Here is a 24,881-nt window from a genome sequence, read left to right as displayed (position 1 = left end):
CACCGAAACAACTGTAGGAGCGAGCCTGCTCGCGATGGTCTCGAAAACACCGCGGGGTGTCAGGCCCCCAGTGTTATCGTTGACGTCCATCGCGAGCAGGCTCGCTCCTACAGGGACTACGATCCAGGTTACAGCCTGAAGTGCCCCACCATCCCCTTCAATTCAACCCCCAGCTGTGCCAGCTCGATACTCGACGCCGCATTCCCCTGCATCGCCAGTGAAGACTGATCGGCGCTGGCTCGAATACTCGTGACACTTCGATTGATCTCTTCGGCCACCGAGCTCTGCTCTTCGGCAGCCGCGGCGATCTGCTGGTTCATCTGTTGAATCAACGACACCGCCGCCGCAATGCTGCCCAGCGCACTTTCGGTCTGCAGTGCATCGCTGACCGCCAGTTTCACCAGATCGCCGCTGCTCTGGATCTGCTGCACGGACGTCTGCGCCGCCGAGCGCAAGGCGCTGACCAGACGCTCGATTTCCTCGGTCGATTGCTGGGTCCGTTTGGCCAGTGCGCGCACTTCGTCGGCCACCACGGCAAAGCCCCTGCCCTGCTCACCGGCCCGGGCGGCTTCGATCGCCGCGTTGAGCGCCAGCAGGTTGGTCTGTTCGGCCACGCTCTTGATCACACCGAGCACGGTACCGATGTTCTGGATTTCCGCGCTCAGGCTTTCGATGCTCGAACTGGCCGACGTGGCCGAATCCGCCAATTGTTCGATCCGCGCCATGCTCTGACGCACCACGAGCTGACCACTTTCGACCTTGCCATCCGCCGTCTGCGCCGCCACGGCAGCCTCCTCGGCGTTGCGCGCGACATCGTGCACGGTGGCGGTCATTTGGTTCATGGCCGTGGCGACCTGCTCGGTTTCTTCCTTCTGGCTGCTGACTTCAAGATTGGTCTGTTCAGTCACCGCGGACAACGATTGTGCTGACGTGGCCAATTGCTCGATGCCGGCCTGCAAGCCGCTGACGATTTGGCTAAGCCCGGCGCCCATTTGCTGCATGGCCTGCATCAACTGGCCGATCTCGTCCCGACGGTTCACCTCGACCGTACCGCTCAAATCCCCCGATGCAATCTGCTGCGCCACGCGAATCACGCTACGCAGCGGCCCGACGATCAAGCGGGTAATCACCCACGCCGCAATCAGGCCAACCAGCAACGCCAGCGCGGAAGAACCGATAATCATCAAGGAGTTCTTTTTCAGCTCGGCCTGCATCGACTGGTCTTCGGCGACATAGGCCTGGTCAACCCGCTCCATGACCTGGGCGGCGCGTTGATGCAATTGCTGATAGACGGTCTTTTCCTGCTCCAACAGGCCCGTGTACTCGGTGAGTTTGTCGCTGAAACTGGCGATATGACCGGTCACTTCATTGAGTACGGTCTGATACCCCTCATCCTTCACCGTGGTTTTCAGCTGTTCGGCCTGAGCCAGCGCCTGACTGGCCTGTTCGATCTTGCCCTGGCCGGCGCTGTCATCGCCCTTGCGGCTCTGATCCAGGCGCACACGCGCTTCGTTCATCGCTTGCAGCATCAAGCGCGATACCTGACTGACCTGACTGGCCTGCTCGATGAATTGCGAACCGTCCTTGCCCTCGGAAGTCTTCAGCGTGTAAGTACCGTCATCGGCCAGCCCGGACTGCAACACGTCGAGATTGTTGGCCACGCTGGAGACCGACCAACTGGCCATTTCCAGCGCCAGGTCCTTGGCCTGGCTGAGGGAGACAAACTCATCGAACGCCTTGCGATAGGCGCCGAGCGACTGCTCGACATCGTTCATCACCGGCACATTGGCTGCCGACTCCCCCTTTAGCTGATTGGCCAGTGCAATCAAGCCATCCACGCCTTCGTGCAAGGCGTCGACGGTTTTCGGGTTGCCGTGCAAGGCATACTCCTGCTCCAGCAGACGCACCTTCAACAAGCCACTGTTGAGCGACGACATCTGCTTGAGCCCGTCGAAGCGCAAGCTGATGGTTTGCAGGGACCAGACACCGATGGCCGCCACCAGGGCAGTCAGCAACAGCACCAGTACAAACCCGACACCCATTTTTTTTGCCATACCCAGGTTGGCAAAACGTCCTTGCACGGCCGAAATCATTGGACTTGGTCCCCCGCCAGAATTGATTGACGCAGATTCGCAACGGCCCTTGAGCAACACAAGACTCTGGCGCCGGAATAATGGCAAAAAGCTACGCCCGCGTCGTTTTCAGAACGCTTGAGGTCGATCCGGAGTGGTGGCCTGAATAAAAGCCCGGGCGCGTGGATCGCCCGCGCAAGCTACATTGATGCGCTGCCAGTCACTGACCGTGCCCTCGGAACTGAAGGCAGTTGTCGACGACAACACGATGCCGCAACGTCGCGCCTGGGCCCGCACCTGAGCGCAGTCCCCCATGCGTGAGCGCGCCCAGACAAACAAACCGCCCACCGGTTTGCCGAACACTTCCCATTCGGCGTCTTCGAGCAGCTGCAGGAGCGCCAGCCTGTCGTTGTTCAGGCGCTGCCGCTGACGTTGCACCAGTTTGCGATAGGCGCCGTTGGCCAACAGGCACGCGAGCACCGACTCGCTAAATCCAGAGGTGCCCATGCTGGTGATCATCTTGACGCTGGCCAGTCGCTCGATCGACTCGGCAGTGGCCACGATAAAGCCGACTCGCAGGGCGCTACTGAGTGTTTTGGAGTAGCTGCCCACGTAGATCACGTTCTCATCCAGCGCTGCGAGGCGTTCGCCGCAACTGCTGTGCAGGTCCGCATAGACGTCGTCCTCGATCACCAGCACGTCATGCTCTCTGGCCAGTTTCAGTACCTGCCTGGCTACCTCCGGCACGAGGCTGGTTCCGGTGGGATTGTGATGAAAACTATTGATGAAGAATGCGCGCGGTCGATGTTTCGCGAACAGCTCATCCAGGGTTGCGAGGTCCGGCCCCAGCGGAGTGCGCGGCACCTGCCGCATGCTGATGCCGTGCAGCCTGAGCAGCTCGAACAACACCGGACAACCGGGGCTTTCCACCACGACGCAATCGCCCGGCTTGAGCAAGGTCCGCACGATCAGATCGAGCCCTTGGCTGGCCCCATCGGTGGTCAGAATCCGGCTGTCTTCAACGTGGATATCCAAGGGCTTCAGGCACTTCTGAATCTGCTGGCGCAAACGCGGCAGGCCCAGTGCCGAGCTGTAGTTGAACAGGCCGGCCATGTCGGTACGACTGACCTCGCGAATCGCATAAGCCAGATCATCCGATTCACGCCAGCTGTCGGGCAGGCTTCCAGCCCCCAGTTGCAACTCGCACGAGGAATGGCAAGGATCGAATTCAGCGTCTCCGATCCATCCGGCGTCACTGGCCACAACAGAGGCCGGAGCTGACACGAGGTAACCAGCGCGATGGCACGGCTCCAGTACGCCTTGCGCGACCAGTCGCTCGCAAGCCTGGACGACACAGAACTCGTTGAGCGAGTTGATTCGTGCGATTGCCCGTACCGACGGTAGGCGTGTACCGGGCATCATTTGATTGCAATGGATTGTGCAGACCAGCGCGTCGACGATTTGCTGTACGACCGGCACCATGGCCTGTCGATCGATTCTCAATTCCATGAGCAGGCAACCTCCTGTTGGTTATGCGAGAGGGAGTTAATCACAGGAGTGCTGGCCGAGGTGTGCGACAACGCCGCTGAAGCCGTTGCTTTTAACCCTTTGCAACATACAAAAAACTGTAGGAGCGAGCCTGCTCGCGAAGGGTGTGTCAGTCGACAAACACGTTGCCTGACACACCGCCATCGCGAGCAGGCTCGCTCCTACAGGTTCGATGTCGCTACGGAAATCAGAACGCGGTCACGCCACCATCTACCGCCAACGAGTGCCCGGTGGTGAATGCTGCGCCGTCGCTGCACAGGTACAGCACCGCACTGGCGATTTCCTCGACTTTGCCGATACGACCTACCGGATGCATGGCATTGGCGAACTCGCCCTTCTTCGGGTCGGCTTCATAGGCGCGGCGGAACATGTCGGTATCGATCACCGCCGGACACACCGCGTTAACCCGGATCTTCTTCTTGGCATATTCGATGGCCGCCGACTTGGTCAGGCCGATCACCGCATGCTTGGAAGCCGCATAGATGCTCATCTTCGGCGCAGCCCCGAGGCCCGCCACCGACGCGGTGTTGACGATCGCGCCACCGCCTTGGGCCAGCAGCAACGGCAGCTGGTACTTCATGCACAACCACACACCTTTGACATTGACCCCCATGATCGCGTCGAACTCATCGATGGTGCCATCCGCCAGCTTGCCCTTCTCGATTTCGATCCCGGCATTGTTGAAGGCGTAGTCGAGACGCCCGTAGGTATTGATCACCTCTTGCATCAGATTTTTCACTTCACTTTCCACAGTGACGTTACAGCGCACGAAGGTCGCTTCGCCGCCCGCTGTACGAATCAGCGCAACCGTCCCCTCGCCCCCCGCCGTGTCCATGTCAGCCACCACCACCTTCAGGCCTTCGGCGGCGAACGCCAGGGCCGTGGCGCGACCAATACCATTGGCGGCGCCTGTCACTACAGCGACCTGACCGGAAAAAGTCATGCTCATCGTTATGTCCTCAAGGGAAAAGTTGGCGAGGGTGATTGTTTTCCCAGTCTAGCCACAGCGTTCCCCGGCACGGCAGCACTATCAGAGGGCCGGTTGAGTGCCCATGAGTTGCAGTGATGGAACTCCCGTACCAACTATCACTGCACTGGATCGAACCGTATTCGCCCCATCAGCCAAACTTGCGGCCTCGCCGTTGAACGTCTATCTACAAGGCTTCATTCATCTTGAGTGCCTGACATGACTTCCCAGACCAATCGCCAGTTCCTGCTCGCCAAACGCCCGGTCGGTGCGGCTACCCGCGAGACGTTCACCTATCAGGAGGTACCGGTCGGCGAGCCGGCAGCGGGCCAGATCCTGGTCAAAAACGAATACCTGTCCCTGGACCCGGCCATGCGTGGCTGGATGAACGAGGGCAAGTCCTACATCCCTCCGGTCGGTCTGGGCGAAGTGATGCGCGCCTTGGGCGTGGGAAAAGTCGTGGCGTCGAACAACCCCGGGTTCGCCGTGGGGGACTACGTCAACGGTGCACTGGGCGTGCAGGACTATTTCCTCGGCGAGCCACGAGGCTTCTACAAGGTCGATCCGAAACTCGCTCCTCTGCCGCGTTACCTCTCCGCACTGGGCATGACCGGCATGACCGCCTACTTCGCCCTGCTCGATGTTGGCGCCCCGAAGGCGGGCGAAACTGTCGTGCTGTCGGGCGCAGCCGGCGCGGTGGGCAGCATTGCCGGGCAGATCGCCAAGATCAAGGGCTGCCGCGTAGTGGGCATCGCCGGTGGTGCGGACAAGTGCAAGTTCCTGATCGATGAGCTGGGTTTCGACGGCGTCATCGACTACAAGAACGAAGACGTCATCGCCGGCCTCAAGCGTGAATGTCCGAAAGGCGTCGATGTGTACTTCGATAACGTCGGCGGCGACATTCTCGACGCGGTACTGAGCCGCCTGAACATGAAGGCACGAGTGGTGATCTGCGGCGCCATCAGCCAGTACAACAACAAGGAAGCAGTCAAGGGCCCGGCCAACTACCTGGCGCTGCTGGTCAACCGCGCGCGGATGGAAGGCTTCGTGGTGATGGACTATGCCGCACAATTCGCCACCGCCGGGCAGGAAATGGCCGGCTGGATGGCCAAGGGGCAGCTCAAGAGCAAGGAAGATATTGTCGAAGGGCTGGAGACGTTCCCGGAGACGCTGATGAAGTTGTTCAGCGGGGAGAATTTCGGGAAGTTGGTGCTGAAGGTTTAACCCAGTAACCCATGTAGGAGCGAGCCTGCTCGCGATAAGGGTGTGTCAGTCGACATTAATATTGACTGACACATCGCTATCGCGAGCAGGCTCGCTCCTACAGGTTTCGTGGTGTTTAGGCCAGTTCGGCCACAACCGAAGCCAATGCCTGCGCAGGATCCGCCGCCTGGCTGATTGGACGGCCAATCACCAAATAGTCAGAACCGGCTTCCAGCGCCTGACGCGGGGTCAGGATGCGGCGCTGGTCGTCCTGGGCGCTGCCCGCCGGGCGAATCCCCGGGGTCACCAGTTGCAGCGTCGGATGCGCCGACTTCAGGGCCTGGGCTTCCAGGGCCGAGCACACCAGGCCGTCCATCCCGGCTTTTTCCGCCAGGGCTGCCAGGCGCAGCACTTGTTCCTGTGGCTCGATATCCAGGCCGATACCCGCCAGATCCTCACGCTCCATGCTGGTCAGCACGGTCACGCCGATCAGCAACGGCTGCGGGCCGCTGCGCTTGTCCAGCACTTCACGGCAGGCCGCCATCATGCGCAGGCCACCGGAGCAGTGCACGTTGACCATCCACACGCCCATTTCCGCGGCCGCTTTAACGGCCATGGCGGTGGTGTTGGGGATATCGTGGAACTTGAGGTCCAGGAACACTTCGAAGCCCTTGTCACGCAGGGTGCCGACAATTTCCGAAGCGCAACTGGTGAACAGTTCCTTGCCGACTTTGACCCGGCACAGTTTCGGGTCCAGCTGATCGGCCAGCTTCAGTGCGGCGTCACGGGTGGGGAAATCCAGGGCGACGATGATAGGAGTCTGGCAGGCGGACATGAGCGGGCTCTCAGGCAAGTCGAAATCGGCGCGCATTGTAGCGGAACCGGCGCCGCTGGGGGACCCGATGATCGGTAAATCATCGAGAACGCTCAGCCAAGACTAGCTTTTGCGCCAATTGTGTCGAGCCCGGTACATTACCGACACGTCCACAACACCCATGCCCGCTACCCTCCCCAGCCGCAACACGTCCTGACGCAGCACTTTTCGCCCGCGGGCCGGGCGCCTATGCTGGAACCACCACCTCGCGGCCTATCTTTGTGGTTGGCAGCCAACCTGACAGATGAACGCACGCATGCACAACATCCACGCACCTGTGAACGACGAACAAAAAGCACCCGGCGACGACAAACGCTGGAGCATTCGCGCCCTGATCGTCGACGATGACGTTCCGATCCGCGAACTGATGATCGACTACCTGGCCCGGTTCAACATCCACGCCAGCGGCGTCACCGATGGCGCTGCGATGCGTCAGGCGCTACAGGCTGAGCATTTCGACGTGGTGGTGCTGGACCTGATGCTGCCCGGCGAAGACGGGCTGTCGCTGTGCCGCTGGCTGCGCGCAGAGTCCGATATCCCGATCCTGATGCTCACCGCCCGCTGCGAACCCACCGACCGGATCATCGGCCTGGAACTGGGCGCCGACGACTACATGGCCAAGCCGTTCGAACCCCGGGAGCTGGTGGCGCGGATCCAGACCATCCTGCGCCGGGTGCGTGATGACCGCAGCGAACAACGGGCGAACATTCGCTTCGACAACTGGCGGCTCAACAGCGTGCTGCGCCAGTTGATCTCCGCCGATGGCCTGGTCGTGCCATTGTCCAACGCCGAGTTCCGGCTGCTTTGGGTATTCATCGAGCGCCCGCGCCGGGTTCTGAGTCGCGAGCAACTGCTGGACGCCGCCCGTGGTCGCTCGATCGAAGCCTTTGATCGCAGCATCGACCTGCTGGTGTCGCGCCTGCGGCAAAAGCTCGGGGATGATCCGAAAGCTCCCCAGTTGATCAAAACCGTGCGCGGTGAAGGCTATCTGTTCGACGCCCGAGACATCGGCTGATGCGCGGGCGCTTCGATACGCTGTTCAGCCGCCTGTTCGGCGTGCTGATGCTGGCGATCATCATCGCGCACCTGCTGGCCTTCACCTGGTTTCACCATTACGGCCCGCCACCACCTCCCCCACCGCCGCCCTCCGCCTCCGCCGAAGGTTTCGACGGACAACGCCCGCCACCGGATCCGCGTTTCGCAAACCGACCACCACGACCGTGGTTCGGCGGGCCGGTGGTGCCGTTCACCTTCCAATTGATCTCGCTGATCATTGCGGCCTGGTACGGCGCCAAATTGCTCAGTCGGCCCATTCAGCGCCTGAGCGACGCCGCCGAGCGCTTGAGTGAAAACCTCGACATCCCGCCCCTGGAGGAGTCCGGTCCCCGAGAGGCTCGTCAAGCGGCGAACACCTTCAACAAAATGCAGCGACGCATCATCGAGCAGGTGAAGCAGCGCTCGCGAATGCTCGGCGCGGTGTCCCACGACCTGCGCACACCGTTGTCGCGGCTCAAGCTGCGGTTGGAGAAGATTGACGACGACAAGCTGCAGGGTCAGATGCGCCAGGATCTGGACGACATGATCGGCATGCTCGACGCCACCCTGACCTACCTGCACGAACAGCGAACCAGCGAGGCGCTGCAACTGATGGACGTGCAGGCGCTGATCGAATCCTTGAGTGAAAACGCCCAGGACCAGGGCGCCGACGTTCAGACCAGTGGCCACTGCGCGCCGCTGCAGGTGCAGCCGATGGCGTTGCGTTCCTGCATCAACAACCTGATGGACAATGCCCTGCGCTATGCCGGACAGGCATTGATCACCCTGGAAGATCATCGCAACCAGTTGTTGATCAGAGTCATCGACCGTGGGCCGGGAATCGCGGCGGAGCAGCGCGAAGCGGTGTTTGAACCCTTCTTTCGCCTGGAAGGTTCACGCAATCGCAATTCCGGCGGCGTGGGTCTGGGTATGACCATTGCGCGCGAGGCGGCGGAACGGCTGGGTGGGCAATTGAGCCTGGAAGAAACCCCGGGGGGCGGGTTGACCGCGGTCATTCGCTTGCCGCGCACCTGAAAACCACACGCCCCCTGTAGGAGCGAGCCTGCTCGCGAAGGCGGTGGCACATTCAACATCAATGCGCCTGACAGACCGTTTCGCGAGCAGGCTCGCTCCTACAGGGTTGCGGGTGAACCGCAGAATCAACGCTTACGCAGAATCACGCTACCAATCGAATAACCGGCACCGAACGAGCTGAGCACCGCCAGCGAACCGGCCTGCAAATCGTCCTGGTTCTTGTGGAAGGCAATCACGGAACCGGCGGAGCTGGTGTTGGCGTAGGTGTCGAGAATCACCGGGGCTTCCTGCTCGGTGGCGTCGCGGCCCAGCAGTTTCTTGACGATCAGGTGGTTCATGCTGAGGTTGGCCTGATGCAGCCAGAAGCGCTTCACGTCGCTGACGTTCAACTGGTTTTCTTCCAGATGCTGACCGATCAGCTCGGCCACCATCGGGCAGACTTCCTTGAACACCTTGCGACCTTCCTGGACGAACAGCTTGTCCCTGGCGCCGATGCCCTCTTCCGCCGCGCGGTTGAGGAAGCCGAAGTTGTTGCGGATGTTGTTGGAGAACTTGGTTAGCAGCTTGGTGCTGACAATGTCGAACTGATACTTGGACGTGGCCTGGTCGGCGCGCTCGATGATCACCGCCGTGGCAGCATCACCGAAGATGAAATGGCTGTCGCGGTCGCGGAAATTCAGGTGACCGGTGCAGACTTCCGGGTTGACCATCAGGATCGCCCGGGCCTGGCCCAACTGGACGCTGTTGGCGGCGGCCTGGATGCCGAAGGTCGCCGAGGAGCACGCCACGTTCATGTCAAAACCGAAACCCTGGATGCCCAGCGCTTCCTGAACCTCGATAGCGATGGCCGGGTAGGCGCGTTGCAGGTTGGAGCAGGCGACGATCACGCCGTCGATGTCAGCGGCGGTCTTGCCGGCACGCTGCAAGGCTTGTTCGGCAGCGCCGATGGCCATCTGGCACAGCACCGACCATTCGTCGTTGGAACGCTCCGGCAGGCGTGGCGCCATGCGTTGCGGGTCGAGGATGCCGTCCTTGTCCATGACAAAGCGGCTCTTGATGCCGGAGGCTTTTTCGATGAACGCGGCACTGGACTCAGTCAACGCTTCGACTTCGCCACGGGCGATGGCGTCAGCGTTATCGGCGTTGAATTGCGCCACATAGGCATTGAAAGACTGAACCAGCTCTTCGTTGGAGATGCTGTTGGCTGGGGTGTAAAGGCCGGTGCCGCTGATGACGACGTTATGCATGGTCGTGTCTCTAATCTGTTCAGGCAGAAAGCATTGGCACCGACGTACCAATACACAAAGGATCTATTCCCATCCTGGGGACGCAAAACTGGCAACGTTTATTCCGACACGCAACACGGTCGAAGGCTCATGGTCGCGAAAACGGCGTTTATGGTCGCGAAGTTTGCCATAAACGTTAACTTTTGGCGCCTTTCTCAAGAACAACGCAATACCTGTAGGAGCGAGCCTGCTCGCGATGGACTGGAGAACGCCGTGGGGTGTCAGGCACCCAGCGTTATCGTTGACGACCATCGCGAGCAGGCTCGCTCCTACAGGGGACGGGTCAGGGCTCCACCTGGCTCCACTGCTTGCTCAGGCGCTTGTCGGAGATCGGCACCTTGGTCCCCAGTTGCTGGGCAAACAGCGAAACCCGGTATTCCTCCAGCCACCAGCGATACAGCTCCAGCTGCGGATCACGCTTGCCTTCCTGGGCGTGCTTGCTGGCACGAGCCTGGTACTGAGTCCAGAGATTGGCCAATTCGCCACTCCAGACCCGATCCTTCTGCACCTGAGAGCCGAGCTTTTCAAAACGCTGCTCGATCGCCTTGAGGTAACGCGGCAGCTCCTTGAGCCACAGCATCGGCGTTTCCCGGACAAAGCCCGGATACACCAGTTGGCTGAGCTGCAGCTTGATGTCATTCAGGGCCACGGCTTGCGCCAGGTCGATCTTGCCCTTGAAGCGCTTTTGCAGGCCGTGCCAGAGCTTGAGGATTTCCAGGGTCAGCTTCGCCACGCGTTCGGCGTGCTCGGTCCAGGCGCCGCGCTTGCGCTCAGCCAGTGACGCAAGGCCCGCGCCATCGCGAGGCAAGGGGTCTTCGCCGTCGAGAATGCAGCTGTCGAGGCTGGCCAGCAGGATGTCTTCCACCAACGCATCGACGCGGCCCATGTCGCGGTACAGCAGTCCCAGCTCGGTCAGGCCCGGCAACTTGCCGCGCAGGAACTTCGCCGGCTCCGCCAGCTGTTGCAGCAACAGGCGCTGCAACGCACGACGGTGCTGGAACTCGGCCTCGGCCGGCGTCGAGAAACGCCCTTCCTTGACCGTACCGCCCTCTTCCACCAGCGCTGGATAGACCGTCATCGACAGCCCGGCGATCTTCTGCTGGGTTTTCTCCGCCACGGCGGCGAACACTTTCGGCTCCACCGGCTGCTGGCTTTTCGCTGTTTGCGGTACGGCAAGCGCCGCCTGGCTGGCTTCGGCGAAACGCGCGGTCAGCTCGGCCAGATCGCGACCTTCGCCAAGGAACTTGCCCTGGCCGTCGACGATTTCCAGGTTCATGCGCAGATGGCTTTCCACCTGCTGTGCCGCTTCCGCCCACGCTTCATCGCTGACCCGCGCACCGGTCATGCGCAGCAGCTCACGGCCCAAGGCCTGGGGCAACGAACCCTCGGCGAAGGTCATGCGCTGCAAGGCGGCCTTGACGAAGTCCGGCACCGGCACGAAGTTCTTGCGCAAGGCCTTGGGCAGGTTGCGCACCAGTGCAATGCACTTGGCTTCAATGAGACCCGGCACCAGCCATTCCAGACGCTCCGGCGGCAGCATCGGCAACAGTGGCGCCGGCACGCGCAGGGTCACGCCATCGCGTGGATGATTGGGCTCGAAGTGGTAACTCAGGGCCAGTTCCAGATCACCGATGTGCAGGGTGTCCGGGTAATGCAGGGCGGTGACTTCGCTGGCCTCGCGGGCCAGTACGTCTTCCTCGCGCATGATCAGCAGCTGCGGGTCTTTCTGGCTGTTGACCCGATACCAGCTATCGAAGGTCGCGGTCTGGTGAATCTCCGCCGGCAGCCGCGCGTCGTAGAACGCAAACAGGGTTTCTTCGTCGGCGAGAATGTCACGCCGACGGGCCTTGGCCTCCAGCTCGTCTAGCTGCTCCAGCAACCGCGCATTGGCCGCCAGGCACTTGGCCTTCGACTGGATCTCGCCGCGCACCAGCCCTTCGCGGATAAACAATTCGCGGGACACCACCGGGTCGACCGGGCCGTAATGCACCGGCCGGCGCCCGACCACGATCAGCCCGAACAGGGTGATCTGCTCGTAGGCCACCACCTGGCCGCGCTTCTTCTCCCAATGGGGTTCGAAGTGGTTCTTCTTGATCAGGTGCCCGGCCAGCGGCTCGATCCAGTCGGCGTCGATCTTGGCCACCATCCGCGCATAGAGTTTGGTGGTTTCCACCAGTTCGGCGGTCATCAACCATTGCGGGCGCTTCTTGCCTATGCCCGACGAAGGGTGAATCCAGAAACGCCGCTGACGGGCGCCGAGGTAGTCGCCGTCTTCGGTTTTCTGGCCGATCTGGCTGAGCAGCCCCACCAGCACCGCCTTGTGCAGTTTCGGGTAATCCGCCGGCTCTTTGTTGAGGCTCAACTGCATGTCGCGGCAGATAAGGCTCAATTGGCGATGGGAGTCGCGCCACTCGCGCAAACGCAGGTAATTGAGGAAATTCTTGCGGCACCAGTTTCGTAGTGGATTGGCAGTCAGCGCCTGGCGCTGCTCTTCAAAGCCGCGCCACAGGTTGACCAGCCCGGCGAAGTCCGAGTCGGCGTCCTTCCATTGCGCGTGGGCCTGATCCGCCGCCTGCTGGCGCTCCGGCGGTCGCTCGCGCGGGTCCTGGATCGACATGGCACTGGCGACGATCAGCACTTCCTGCAAGCTGCCCAGCTTCGCCGCTTCCAGCAACATGCGGCCCATGCGCGGGTCCACCGGCAGGCGCGCCAGTTGCCGACCGAGCGGGGTCAACTGGCTGTTGCGGTCCACGGCCGAGAGTTCTTGCAGCAGGTTGTAACCGTCGCTGATGGCCTTGCCATCCGGCGGCTCGATAAACGGGAATGCGCTCACCTCGCCAAGGCGCAGGTGCAGCATCTGCAGAATCACCGCGGCAAGGTTGGTACGCAGGATTTCCGGATCGGTAAATTCCGGACGGGCGAGGAAATCTTCTTCGCTGTACAGGCGCACGCAAATGCCCGGCTCGACCCGCCCGCACCGGCCTTTACGCTGGTTGGCGCTGGCCTGGGAAACCGCTTCGATGGGCAGGCGCTGGACCTTGGCGCGGTAGCTGTAGCGACTGATGCGCGCGGTACCGCTGTCGATCACGTAGCGGATGCCCGGCACGGTCAACGAGGTTTCCGCGACGTTGGTCGCCAGCACCACGCGACGCCCCGGGTGCGACTGGAAAATCCGCTGCTGCTCGGCCGGCGACAACCGCGCGTACAACGGCAGGATCTCGGTGTGCTTGAGCTGCGCCTTGCGCAGCATGTCGGCGGCGTCGCGAATCTCGCGCTCGCCGGGCAGGAACACCAGCACATCGCCGGGGCTGCGACGCTCGCTGCGTTCATAGGCGGCGATTTCGTCGAGGGTGGCGAGAATTGCCTGATCCACGGTCAGGTCGTCCTCGACCCGGTTGCCCTCTTCGTCCTGCTCCAGGGTCAGCGGGCGATACCAGGTTTCCACCGGGAAGGTGCGGCCGGAGACTTCGACAATCGGTGCATCATCGAAATGTTTGGAGAAGCGCTCCAGGTCGATGGTCGCCGAGGTGATTATGACTTTCAGGTCAGGGCGGCGCGGGAGCAGGGTTTTCAGGTAACCGAGCAGGAAGTCGATGTTGAGGCTGCGTTCGTGGGCTTCGTCGACAATGATCGTGTCGTAGCGTTCCAGGAAGCGGTCGTTCTGGGTTTCCGCCAGCAGGATGCCGTCGGTCATCAGTTTGACCAGGGTATTGGCGTCGCTCTGGTCCTCGAAGCGCACCTGATAGCCGACCAGCGCGCCCAACGGCGTGCCCAGTTCCTCGGCGACCCGACTGGCCACGCTGCGCGCGGCAATACGGCGCGGCTGGGTGTGGCCGATCAGGCCATGCTGGCCGCGACCGATTTCCAGGCAGATTTTCGGCAACTGGGTGGTTTTACCCGAGCCGGTTTCGCCAGCAATGATCAGCACCTGGTGCTTTTCCAGCGCCTGCTTGATTTCGTCGCGCTTGGCGGCAATCGGCAGGCTGTCGTCGTAACGAATCACCGGCAGGCTGGCCTTGCGCGCCAGCACCTGATCGCAGGACGCCTGCATCCGCGCCACCCACTGGGCCAGTTTGGCCTCGTCGGGTTTCTTGCGCAGCTCAAGCAACTGCCGCCGCAACCGGTGACGGTCGGCGAGCATGGCGTGATCGAGGTTTTTCAGCAGTTTGTCGATGGAGGGCGATTCGTCGGTCATCGGGTAGGCAATTCGGTCGTGTAGTGGCGCAAGGTCGCAGATTGTCGCAGATTTTACGGCCGCTGCGCGGCCGATCGCGAGCAGGCTCGCTCCCACAGGTTATCGGCCATCCCTGTGGGAGCGAGCCTGCTCGCGAAGGCGTCAGCAAGAACTACGCGTTATCCAGGCCCTTGCGCCGATACGGAAACACATCAATCACCTTCCCCGCCCGAATCGCCTCCTGCAATCCATTCCAGTAATCGGCGTTGTACAGCTCTCCATGCAGCTTATCGAACAACTTGCGCTGCCCGGAGTCGGCAAACAGAAACGGCGGAAATTCCTCCGGGAACACGTCCAGCGGCCCGATCGAATACCAGGGCTCGGAGGCCATTTCGTCCTCGGGCGTGCGTGGCGGCGGGATGTGGCGGAAGTTGGCTTCGGTGAGGAAGCAGATTTCGTCGTAGTCGTAGAACACCACGCGACCGTGGCGGGTCACGCCGAAGTTCTTCAGCAGCATGTCGCCGGGAAAGATGTTCGCCGCCGCCAATTGCTTGATCGCCAGGCCGTAATCATCGAGCGCCTCGCGCACCTGCGCCTCGTTGGCGTTTTCCAGGTACAGGTTCAATGGCGTCATGCGCCGTTCGGTCCAACAGTGGCGGATCAGCACCGTGTCGCCTTCCACCGACACGGTCGATGGCGCGACTTCCAACAGTTCTTCCAGACACGCGGGGTCGAACTTGCTCAGCGGGAAGCGGAAGTCGGCGAACTCCTGGGTATCGGCCATGCGTCCGACACGGTCGACACTTTTCACCAGCCGATACTTCTCGATCACCGTGGCACGATCGACGTTTTTCGACGGCGAGAAGCGGTCCTTGATGATTTTGAACACGGTGTTAAAGCCCGGCAGGGTGAACACGCTCATCACCATGCCGCGCACGCCGGGGGCCATGATGAACTGGTCGTCGGTGTTGGCCAGGTGATTGATCAGCGCCCGGTAGAACTCGGACTTGCCGTGCTTGTAGAAGCCGATCGAGGTGTACAGCTCGGCAACGTGCTTGCCCGGCAGGATGCGCTTGAGGAAGCCGATGAACTCCGCCGGCACCGGCACATCCACCATGAAATACGAACGGGTGAACGAGAAGATGATCGACACGTCGGCTTCGTCGGTGATCAAGGCATCGATCTGGATACCGCGACCTTCCAGGTGCAGCAGCGGAATCGCCAGCGGCCACTGTTCATCGGCGGTGTAGATGCGCCCCACCAGATACGCGCCCTTGTTGCGGTAAAGCACCGAGGAAAACAGCTCGACGCTCAAGTCTGGGTCCTTGCACACCCAGTCCGGCAGGTTCTCACGCAGTTGCGCTTCGAGGCGCTGCAGGTCGCCCGGCAGATCGGCGTACTCCTCGCTGAAGCGGTAATCGGCAAAGATGCTCGCCAGCATGCCCGACAACTGGCCCTGGGGTTTATAGGTGCGGGTTTGCGCGGCCCGGGCCCGGCGCAGGCTCGGCCGGGTGGTGTGGATGAACATGCAGCCGTCGCTGATCAGGTCGTGGCTGAACAGCCCGCAGAAAATCGAGTTGTACCAGGTCTCCGACAGTTCATCGTCGAAACGCAGGTCGATGAGTTTGATGTAGGCGCTTTTGACCAGTGGCCAGCAGCTGACGTCCAGCGTGTCGTCATCGAAAGCGACGTGCAGGCGTTGCACCGTCTCGCCGACCTTCTCTTCATACAGATTGATCCGCGCCGCCGACGCCGATTGCGTGTCCTGCCACCGGGCCTGTTCGAAACGGGCCCGGGCACCGTCGGTGATCTGGCGGAAATGCTCGCGGTAATCGTCAAAGCCGTCGAGGATCAAACGGGCGATGTCGGCGGCTGGCCAATGCTGCGGCATGGTGAGACCTCTGCGGGAATTTTCGAGCCCTGAGCTTAGCCAGTGAAGCGGGTGCAGGAGAAGTGTAATTTTCCGTTGCCGCGTCATCGCCGCCCTGCGGAGTTAAATGCCCGTTTTCCGGTTGCCATCGATCAGGCGCTCGGCAACACTCTCGTCCCGATCATGCCTGGAGCGCGCCGTGAACCCCGTCGATTTATTCCGATTACTGTCGCTGGCGGCCATTTGGGGAGCGAGCTTTCTCTTCATGCGCATCATCGCCCCAGTGATTGGCACGATCCCCACGGCGTTTTTTCGCGTGTCCATCGCCGCCGTAGGCCTGCTGGTGATTCTCGGGCTGATGCGCGTGCGCTGGGATTTCAAGGGCAAGCTCAAAACCGTGATGCTGCTGGGGGTGATCAACTCCGGGGCTCCCGCGACCCTGTATTCGGTGGCGGCACAGGTGCTGCCGGCCGGTTACTCGGCGATCTTCAACGCAACGACGCCCTTGATGGGGGTCTTGATCGGCGGCCTGTTCTTCCACGAACGGCTCTCCTCCGCCAAGCTCGGCGGCGTGTTTCTCGGACTGTTCGGCGTCGGCATCCTGACCCGCGCAGGTCCCGTGGCCTTCGACATGGAACTGTTGATGGGCGCCCTCGCCTGCCTGATGGCCACCACCTGCTACGGCTTTGCCGGGTTCCTCGCCCGCCGCTGGCTGGATCAGGCCGGTGGGTTGGACAGTCGCCTGTCGGCGCTGGGCAGCATGCTCGGGGCGACCCTGTTCGTATTGCCCTTGTTTGGCTACAGCGTGATCACCCAGCCACCGGCGAGCTGGGGCGGCTGGAATGTCTGGCTGTCGTTGCTGGGGCTGGGCCTGGTGTGCACGGCGTTTGCGTACATCATCTACTTCCGCCTGCTCAGCTCGGTCGGGCCGGTGAAGTCGATGACCACGACCTTCCTGATTCCGCCGTTCGGGGTGTTGTGGGGGGCGTTGTTTCTGGATGAGCCGTTGTCGATGGCGCACATTTATGGCGGGGTGCTGATTGGGGCGGCGTTGTGGTTGGTGTTGAAGCCTGCCGCAAAGAAAATTGAAGTGGTGACCAGATAATTTTGTGGTGTAGCTGACTCAGTCATCGCGGGCAAGCCTTGCTCCCACAGGATGTGTGTCGTACACAAAGTTCGCACACAACACAGATCCTGTAGGAGCAAGGCTTGCCCGCGATAGCGTCGGCTCAAACACTACAAAGCCAAAGAACTGACCTCCCCATCCACCAACCGCCGAATCCCCAGCGGATTTGCATCCTGCAACGCCTCGGGCAGCAACGCATCCGGATAATTCTGGAAGCACACCGGCCGCAGGAAGCGGTCGATGGCCAGCGAGCCCACCGATGTCCCTCGCGAATCGGAGGTTGCCGGGTACGGCCCGCCGTGAACCATCGCATCACAGACCTCGACGCCTGTCGGATAGCCATTGAGCAGAATCCGCCCGACCTTTTCCTGCAGCACTTCCGCCAGCCAGCGGTACTCCAGCAACTCATCCGGCTCACCGATCAACGTCGCCGTCAGTTGCCCGCGCAGACCGTGCAAGGCTTCGGCGAACTGCGCCCGATCCTCGACTTCAATGACGATGGTGGTCGGCCCGAACACTTCTTCCTGAAGCAATTCATCGCCCTTGAGCAGCAGGCTGACATCGGCCTTGAACACCTGCGGCTGCGCCTGATTGCCCTGCTGCGGTTTGCCCGCCAGATGCGTCAGGCCCGGATGCTCGTGCAGTTCACCCAGGCCTCGGCTGTAGCTGGCCAATGCGCCGGCATTGAGCATGGTCTGCGGCGGTTGCTCGTTCATATTGGCGCAAAACGCCTGCAGAAACTGACTGAACTGCGGTGAACGCAGACCAATGACCAACCCTGGATTGGTGCAGAACTGACCGCAGCCCAGCGTCACCGAACCGGCCAGTTGCGCGGCGATCTGCTCGCCGCGAACCGCCAGCGCTTCGGGCAGCAGGAACACTGGGTTGATGCTCGACATCTCGGCGAACACCGGTATCGGCTGCGCCCGCGTTGCCGCGATATGGCTCAGGGCATTGCCGCCCTTGAGTGAACCGGTGAAGCCCACCGCCTGGATGGCTGGGTGCTTGACCAGCCACTCTCCCACACCACCGCCATAGATCATGTTGAACACGCCCGCCGGCATCCCGGTGCGCTCGGCGGCGCGGATGATCGCATCGGCGACCCACTCCGCCGTTGCCATGTGCCCGCTGTGGGCCTTGAACACCACCGGGCAGCCGGCGGCCAGCGCCGACGCCGTGTCACCTCCGGCGGTGGAAAAGGCCAGCGGGAAGTTGCTGGCGCCGAACACCGCCACCGGCCCCAGGGCAATGCGGTACTGACGCAGGTCCGGGCGTGGCATCGGCTGGCGATCGGGCAAGGCGCGGTCGATCCGCGCGCCGCAAAAATCGCCACGACGCAGCACCTTGGCGAACAGGCGCAACTGACCACTGGTGCGACCGCGCTCACCTTGAATGCGCCCGGCCGGCAGCGCGGTTTCACGGCACACGGTGGCGACGAAATCATCGCCCAGTGCGTCGATCTCATCGGCGATGGCATCGAGAAAGGTCGCGCGTTTTTCCGCACTCAGGTTGCGAAAGATCGGGTAGGCCACGGCGGCGGCCTTGGCAGCTGCGTCCACTTCGGCTTCGCTGGCCTGGAAGAACCGGGCCGGCAAGGGTTCGCCGGTGGTGGCGTCGAGACTTTGCAGTTGCACGGTGCCGTTGGCACTGCGCCGCCCGCCAATGTAGTTGTGTCCCAGAATCGTGGTCATGAGTATTTCCTTTGCAGTTTCAAAGCGCACGTACCTGACCGATGGGCAGTGGCTGGGCGCTTTCACCGATGCCGTTGACCAAAGGTGCACCGAACTCCTGGAGGCTGATCTGGAAGCGGTCCCCCGGCTGGGTCTTCACCCCGTCGGCAAATGACAGCGTGGCGGTGCCGAAGTAATGCACGTGGACATCGCCGGGACGCAGGAACTGCGCGTACTTGAAGTGATGGAATTCCAGATTGGCGAGGCTGTGGCACATGTTGTCCTCACCGCTGAGAAACTCCTTTTCCCAAATGGTCTGGCCGTCGCGCTTGATGCGGCTGGTGCCGACCAGATGCCGGGGCAACTCGCCAACGCGCAACTCCGGACCATAAGAGCAGCTACGCAGTTTTGAATGGGCCAGGTACAGGTAGTTGCGCCGCTCCATCACATGGTCGGAAAACTCGTTGCCCAGCGCATAGCCGAGGCGATAGGGCTGGCCGTCATCGGCGATCACATAGAGCCCGGTCAGCTCCGGCTCTTCACCGGCATCTTCGGCAAACGGCGGCACCGGGAAGTCGGCACCGGGGCGCACGACGATGCTGCCGTCGCCCTTGTAGAACCACTCGGGTTGCGCACCGACCTGGCCCTGCGCCGGCTTGCCGCCTTCCAGACCCCATTTGAAAATGCGCATGGTGTCGGTCATGCCGGCTTCGACCGCACCGTCCTGCTGGTGCATCTTGTCCCGCGTCGAGGCGCTGCCCAGGTGGGTCAGGCCGGTGCCGCTGATCAGGCAATGCGCCGGGTCTTCATGGTCCAGCGGCGGCAGCACCCGTCCTTCCTGCAGCAATTGCGCATAGTCCAGGCCGGCGTCGGCGCCACGCAGCGCCACCTCGTCTTGCAGGCTGCGCTCGGCGCGGATCGCTGCCAGTGCCAGTTCGCGGGTACTGCGGGTGTCATTGAGCACCCGTACCTGCGAGCCATCGACAACGCCCACATGGCGCTGACCGTTAGTGTTTTCGAATTGAATCAGGCGCATGTCGGCCTCCGCAAAGTCGTGGATGGCGCCGCCCGTGGGCGGCGCTGCAAGGTCACTCGATGATGTTGAAGTCGCTCAGGTACTCATCGGAGATTTCCAGGCCCAGACCCGGCTTGTTGTCGTCGAGCTGGATGTAGCCGTTGACCGGCTGCGGCTCGCCCTTGAACACGTAGTAGAAGAGTTCGTTGCCGACCTCGACATCGAACACCGGGAAGAACTCGGCCATCGGTGAGGCGGTGGTAGACATGGTCAGGTGGTAGTTGTGCATCTGCCCGGCATGGGGGATCACCGGCACCGACCAGGCTTCGGCCATGGCGTTGATCTTGCGCGCGGCGGTGATGCCGCCGACACGGTTGGTGTCGTACTGGATCACGTCGACGGCGCGGCGCTCCAGCAGGTCCTTGAAGCCGTAGGACGTGAATTCGTGCTCGCCGCCGGAGATCGGCATGATCCCCATTTTTTTCAGCTCGATGTAGCCTTCGATGTCGTCGGCAATCACCGGTTCTTCCAGCCAGCGCGGTTCGAATTCGGCCAGTTTTGGCAACATGCGTCGGGCGTATTCCAGGGTCCAACCCATGTAGCACTCGAGCATGATGTCGACGTCGGGGCCGGCCAGTTCACGCAACGCGCGCACTTGCTCGATGTTGCGACGCATGCCTGCCGGGCCGTCTTTCGGGCCGTAGCCGAAACGCATTTTCAGCGCGGTGAAACCCTGGCTCAGATAGCCCTGGGCTTCTTCGAGGAACAGGTCGAGGTTGTCGTTGGCATAGAGCTTGGACGCGTAGGTCCAGATCTTTTCCTTGGTGCGTCCGCCCAGCAGCTTGAACACCGGCTTGTTCACCGCCTTGCCCATGATGTCCCAGATCGCGATGTCGATGGCCGAGATGGCCGCCATGCCAATGCCCTTGCGGCCCCAGGCGTGGCTCTGACGGTACATTTTCTGCCAGATGTATTCGTTGTCGAACGGGTCTTCGCCGATGGCGATCGGCGCCAGATAGGTATCGATGATTTCCTTGGCCACGCGAGGTGCCAGGGCACAGTTACCGATGCCGACGAGGCCGTTATCGGTCTCGACCTCCACCACCAGCCAGCCGTGGAAACGGAACGAGCCCATGGCGTCGCCGCGCTCGAAGAGGATGTCACTGGCGTTGGTGCAGAAGTGCGCCTGAGGGGGAACGACTTTGCCTTTCCACTCGAATACGCGGGTACGGATCGCTTTGATTTTCATGAATACAGTTCCTTGCTGGCGCTTCTTGTCATTGTGAGTCGTGTGCCTGGAACCGCGTGGTTGGCGGCTTGCGGCATTCGATGGAGCGACTTTAGCCAGCGCCAGGGAACGGCGGATAATCACTTATGCGTATCCGGCGATAACCTGGGGTGATAGCAATTTCCGGTTATCCGCTAGATCGGGTTATCAGCCAAGAACCTGTAGGAGCGAGCCTGCTCGCGATAGCGTTCTACCAGTCACTGCAATAGTGTCTGCCAGGCCGTCATCGCGAGCAGGCTCGCTCCTACAGTGGGTGGAGTGTTGTCGGGTTTTGTGATCAATTCAAAGAAATGTGGGAGCGAGCCTGCTCGCGAAAGCGGTATGACAGTCACTGCAATAGTGTCTGTCAGGCCGTCATCGCGAGCAGGCTCGCTTCCACAGTGATTTGGGGTGTTGCAGGGTTTTGTGTTGTGTCAGTAGCTGTTGGCACCCATCCGGCAGGCGATTTCGAAGGCTTGGCGGGTTGCGCCGACATTGGCCTTGCCCTGCCCCGCGATGTCGAAGGCGGTGCCGTGGGCCGGGGTGGTGATGGGGATTGGCAGGCCGCCCTGAACCGTGACGCCACGGGAGAAGCCCATCAGCTTGATCGCGATCTGGCCCTGGTCGTGATACATGGTCACCACCGCGTCGAAGGCACTGGCATCACCCTGGACCTTCAGGAAAATCGTGTCCCCCGGATACGGCCCTTCGGCGGCAATCCCCAGCCCCTGAGCCGTGCGCACCGCCGGGCCGATGATGTCCAGTTCTTCGCGACCGAACGAGCCGTTATCGCCGTTGTGCGGGTTCAAGCCGCAGACGCCGATGCGCGGTTTTTCCAGGCCGCTGCGCTTGAGCGCGGTGTCGATCAGTTGAATCGCCTCCACTACCCGCTTTTCGCTAAGCATTCCCGAGACCTCCGACAGCGCCACGTGGGACGTCACCCGCGAAGTCCAGAGGTTGTCGAGCACGTTGAACTCGCAGAACGGCCCGTGGAAATCCAGCAACTCGGCGAACCAGTGCAACTCATCGTTGTGAGCCATGCCGGCCATGTGCAGCGAGGTCTTGTTCAGCGGGCCGAACAGCACCGCATCAGTAATCCCGGCTTCGGTCAGGCGCAGGGCTTTTTCCAAGGTGTCGAGGCTGTAGCGACCGCCAATCACACTGGCTTCGCTGCGCGGGAATTCGCCGACGGCATCCCCGCGAAAATCGTAGAACAGCGGCGTGTCGTCGACGAACGACAACTGCTCCAGCGACGCCACCTGGCGATAGGGAAACTGCACGCCGGCGATGTCCATGCCGCGACGCATTTCCGCCTCGTCGGCGATCAGAATCACCTGCGCCTTGCTGCGCACTTCGGGCTCGGCAAGCAGGCGGGCGATCAGCTCCGGGCCAATGCCCGCCGGGTCCCCCAGGACCATCGCGATGGTGGTTTTTTTCATGCTTCACTCCTCATGGGTTCAGGCTGCGCCCGGTCAATGGCGCAAGGCTCGCAGCGATAGATGCGCTGCGCGTTGCTGTAGAACAGTCGCTCCTGATCGGCCACGGGCAGATCGGCGACGATGGATTTGAAACCGCTGTAGATGTCATCGAACGAGCCGCACAGGCTGTCCACCGGAAAGTTGCTGGCGAACATCACCCGGCCACTTCCAAACATGGCAATCACTTCACGCACGATCCAGGCATTGTCGATGGCTCGCCATGCCCGACCGGCCTGGCCGAGGCCGGAAATCTTCACCTGCACGTTCGGCCACTGGGCCAGCCGCGACATTGCCAGGCGCCAGCCGGCCAGGCCTTCGGCGCTGCGATCGCTGGGCAGGCCGGCGTGGTTGAGGATCAGCGTGGTGCCGGGGAAATCCCGGGCCAGCCGTTCGGCTTCGTGCAGGTTCCACCAGGGCGTCTGCAAATCGAAATGCAGCCCCAGGCCTTGCAGCGCGGCATAACTGCGACGCCAGTGTTCATTGCTCATCAGGCTGCGCACATGGCCAACCTCGGCCGGCGACGTCGGGCCGCCGGGCTTGTGTCGCACGCTGCGCACGCACTTGAAAGCGGCCTGTTCGGCGAGCACCGCGATGGCGTCCGGATGATCGAGCCAGGCCTGGGCGACGATGGCGTTGGGCACGCCGTAGCGGGCGGCCAGCTTCTCGACGAAACGGGTTTCGCCAATCGGATCCTGCGGGTCCCACTCGGTCTCGATGTACACCGTTTGCACGACGTTGTGGGGACCGGCATCGGCGAAATAATCCTCGGGAAAATAACGCCGCTTGATCGCGCTGTAATCGCCATAGCGAAATGGGATGCTGGCCTCGGGTGCGAGCCACGGATGGTGATTGATCGTCGGGTCCCAGAAGTGATGATGGGCATCGATGATCGGGCCTTTCCAAAGGTTTCTGGAAGACTCAGCCATGTCGCACCTCATCCAGGCTGATGAACAGGGTGGCGAGCACGAACACTGCCGAGCACACCGCGAAGAACCCCAGCACCGGCGCGAAGCCACCGCTCATTTGCACGATGACGCCCACCAGGATCGGCACCGCGATACCGCCGGTGCTGCCGGCCATGTTCATCACGCCACCAATCAGGCCGACCCGTGCCGGGGCCGCCAACAGTGCCGGGAAGCTCCAGTAGAGACTGCCCCACATCAGGAAAAACGCGGTCAGGGCCAGCATCGCCACGGCCGCATAAGGACTGCTCAGGGTCGGCAACAGCAGGAAGGCGCCGAGGGCCACCAGGCCGGAGAACGCCAGCAGGCTCTTGACCGCAACACCGCGCCGCACGCCTTTGCGGATCAAGCCATCACAGAGAAAACCACCGGTCAGCGAGCCCAATGCGCCGCAGATGAAAATCACGAAGGTCGCTGCGCCAATGCCCTTGATATCAAAGCCACGGGCCTGGGACAGATAACTCGGGCCCCAGGTCAACAGGCCGAAATACACCATGGCCCAGCTGGCCCGCCCGATCAGCAGACCACTCAAGGAGCGGAAGGCGATGCCCAGCCCCTTGACCGGCGCGCGGGCGGCTTCGGCGGCCGGCGTGGCGCGTCCGGCGTTGATTTTTTCCAGTTCCAGCGCGTTGACCTGCGGGTGGCTGTTGGGGTCATCGCGCAGGTAGCGCCACGCCAGCCAGGCCAGGGCCAGGGTCGCGACGCCGGCAATCACGAAGGCCAGGCGCCAGGAATCGAGCGAGGCAATCAGGAAGGCGATGATCAAGCCGCCCAGCGCCACACCCAGCGGGCTGCCGCTGTCCATCAGCACGGCGCCACGGCTGCGTTCGCTGGGCGCCAGCCACAGGGAAATCAGCTTGCCGCCGGAGGGGAACAACGGCGCTTCCGAAGCCCCCAGCGCCACGCGGGCAAACAGCAGTGAGAGGCCTCCGGTGGCAAAGGCCGCCAGCACTTGGAACGCGCCCCACAAGCCGGTGGACCATCCGATCACCCGATGCGGGCCGAAGCGATCGATCAACCAGCCGCCGGGAATCTGTAACAACGCATAGGCCCAGAAAAAGCTGCTGAGGATCAGCCCCTGCATGCTCGGAGACAGGGAAAATTCATGGGCGATGGTGGGCATGGCGATGGACAGCGACACCCGGTCGATCAGGTTGACCATGGTCAGCGCGAAGATGATCGCGAAGATCCGCCAGCGCACATTGCTGGCCTTGAGGGTGTTGGCCTGCGGGATGGCGGCGGACGGAGCGTCGGTGCCGGGCAACTGCAGGGAAGCACTGGGACGAGCCATGGTGCGTA

Annotated in this window: 17 protein-coding genes and 1 pseudogene; 4 read left to right on the top strand and 14 right to left on the bottom strand. The window is 62.1% G+C overall.

What is annotated here, in order from left to right; translation table 11 throughout:
• Positions 1-128: 128 nt before the first annotated feature.
• The 4 genes and pseudogenes from DKY63_RS33190 to DKY63_RS27025 all read right to left on the bottom strand — a co-directional run bounded on the left by DKY63_RS33190 (position 129) and on the right by DKY63_RS27025 (position 4,569).
• Positions 129-992, bottom strand: coding sequence for a methyl-accepting chemotaxis protein (locus DKY63_RS33190; protein ID WP_430523169.1), 864 nt, complete (start codon positions 990-992; stop codon positions 129-131).
• Positions 987-1,184, bottom strand: a pseudogene (locus DKY63_RS33185) (HAMP domain-containing protein); the annotation flags it as partial. The gene DKY63_RS33190 and the pseudogene DKY63_RS33185, both read right to left, overlap by 6 nt.
• Positions 1,185-2,201: 1,017 nt before the next feature.
• Complete coding sequence (locus DKY63_RS27030) at positions 2,202-3,581, bottom strand: PLP-dependent aminotransferase family protein (protein WP_110966924.1); 1,380 nt, start codon at positions 3,579-3,581, stop codon at positions 2,202-2,204.
• A 226-nt stretch (positions 3,582-3,807) separates the two neighbouring features.
• The gene (locus DKY63_RS27025) at positions 3,808-4,569 is read right to left on the bottom strand and encodes an SDR family oxidoreductase (RefSeq protein WP_110966923.1); all 762 of its coding nucleotides are present in this window, start codon (positions 4,567-4,569) and stop codon (positions 3,808-3,810) included.
• A gap of 237 nt (positions 4,570-4,806) precedes the next feature.
• Here DKY63_RS27025 and DKY63_RS27020 point away from each other — a divergent pair, with 237 nt between their 5' ends.
• Complete coding sequence (locus DKY63_RS27020; RefSeq protein WP_110966922.1) at positions 4,807-5,811, top strand: NADP-dependent oxidoreductase; 1,005 nt, start codon at positions 4,807-4,809, stop codon at positions 5,809-5,811.
• A gap of 115 nt (positions 5,812-5,926) precedes the next feature.
• Here DKY63_RS27020 and pyrF read toward each other — a convergent pair whose 3' ends face one another.
• Complete coding sequence (pyrF, locus tag DKY63_RS27015) at positions 5,927-6,625, bottom strand: orotidine-5'-phosphate decarboxylase (RefSeq protein ID WP_162634927.1); 699 nt, start codon at positions 6,623-6,625, stop codon at positions 5,927-5,929.
• Between the two features lie 295 nt (positions 6,626-6,920).
• Between pyrF and DKY63_RS27010 the strand changes: the two genes are divergently transcribed.
• The gene (locus DKY63_RS27010) at positions 6,921-7,679 is read left to right on the top strand and encodes a response regulator (RefSeq protein ID WP_110966920.1); all 759 of its coding nucleotides are present in this window, start codon (positions 6,921-6,923) and stop codon (positions 7,677-7,679) included.
• A complete protein-coding gene (locus tag DKY63_RS27005) occupies positions 7,679-8,734 on the top strand; it encodes a sensor histidine kinase (RefSeq protein WP_110966919.1) in 1,056 nt (351 codons plus the stop codon). Before DKY63_RS27010 ends, DKY63_RS27005 begins: the two co-directional genes overlap by 1 nt.
• Positions 8,735-8,859: 125 nt before the next feature.
• Here the strand turns inward: DKY63_RS27005 and DKY63_RS27000 are convergent, their stop codons facing one another.
• The 3 genes from DKY63_RS27000 to aceK form a co-directional block, all read right to left on the bottom strand.
• Positions 8,860-9,981, bottom strand: coding sequence for a beta-ketoacyl-ACP synthase III (locus DKY63_RS27000; protein WP_110966918.1), 1,122 nt, complete (start codon positions 9,979-9,981; stop codon positions 8,860-8,862).
• Positions 9,982-10,303: 322 nt separating this feature from the next.
• Positions 10,304-14,215, bottom strand: coding sequence for an ATP-dependent RNA helicase HrpA (gene hrpA, locus DKY63_RS26990; protein ID WP_110966916.1), 3,912 nt, complete (start codon positions 14,213-14,215; stop codon positions 10,304-10,306).
• Between the two features lie 151 nt (positions 14,216-14,366).
• Positions 14,367-16,085 (bottom strand): bifunctional isocitrate dehydrogenase kinase/phosphatase, encoded by a 1,719-nt coding sequence (gene aceK, locus DKY63_RS26985; RefSeq protein WP_110966915.1) that lies wholly within the window; start codon positions 16,083-16,085, stop codon positions 14,367-14,369.
• Positions 16,086-16,263: 178 nt separating this feature from the next.
• Between aceK and DKY63_RS26980 the strand changes: the two genes are divergently transcribed.
• A complete protein-coding gene (locus DKY63_RS26980) occupies positions 16,264-17,169 on the top strand; it encodes a DMT family transporter (protein WP_110966914.1) in 906 nt (301 codons plus the stop codon).
• 131 nt (positions 17,170-17,300) lie between these two features.
• On the opposite strand, the gene DKY63_RS26975 is transcribed toward DKY63_RS26980, so the two are convergent.
• The 6 genes from DKY63_RS26975 to DKY63_RS26950 form a co-directional block, all read right to left on the bottom strand.
• Positions 17,301-18,881 (bottom strand): aldehyde dehydrogenase (NADP(+)), encoded by a 1,581-nt coding sequence (locus DKY63_RS26975; protein ID WP_110966913.1) that lies wholly within the window; start codon positions 18,879-18,881, stop codon positions 17,301-17,303.
• A gap of 19 nt (positions 18,882-18,900) precedes the next feature.
• Positions 18,901-19,896 carry an AraD1 family protein gene (gene araD1, locus DKY63_RS26970; protein ID WP_110966912.1) on the bottom strand — a complete coding sequence of 332 codons (996 nt, stop codon included), beginning with the start codon at positions 19,894-19,896 and terminating at the stop codon, positions 18,901-18,903.
• A 52-nt stretch (positions 19,897-19,948) separates the two neighbouring features.
• Positions 19,949-21,124, bottom strand: coding sequence for an L-rhamnonate dehydratase (locus DKY63_RS26965; protein ID WP_110966911.1), 1,176 nt, complete (start codon positions 21,122-21,124; stop codon positions 19,949-19,951).
• Between the two features lie 452 nt (positions 21,125-21,576).
• Complete coding sequence (locus DKY63_RS26960; protein WP_110966910.1) at positions 21,577-22,581, bottom strand: 4-hydroxythreonine-4-phosphate dehydrogenase PdxA; 1,005 nt, start codon at positions 22,579-22,581, stop codon at positions 21,577-21,579.
• Positions 22,578-23,546: an amidohydrolase family protein gene (locus DKY63_RS26955; protein ID WP_110966909.1), complete on the bottom strand. Its 969-nt coding sequence runs from the start codon at positions 23,544-23,546 to the stop codon at positions 22,578-22,580. The genes DKY63_RS26960 and DKY63_RS26955 overlap by 4 nt, the downstream gene beginning before the upstream one ends.
• Positions 23,539-24,873, bottom strand: a complete 1,335-nt coding sequence (locus DKY63_RS26950) for an MFS transporter (protein WP_110966908.1) — start codon at positions 24,871-24,873, stop codon at positions 23,539-23,541. Before DKY63_RS26950 ends, DKY63_RS26955 begins: the two co-directional genes overlap by 8 nt.
• Positions 24,874-24,881 lie beyond the last annotated feature (8 nt).

This window comes from Pseudomonas putida (assembly GCF_003228315.1).
In the GTDB taxonomy this organism is placed as follows: domain Bacteria; phylum Pseudomonadota; class Gammaproteobacteria; order Pseudomonadales; family Pseudomonadaceae; genus Aquipseudomonas; species Aquipseudomonas putida_S.
This window is presented reverse-complemented; position numbering and strand designations above follow the sequence as displayed.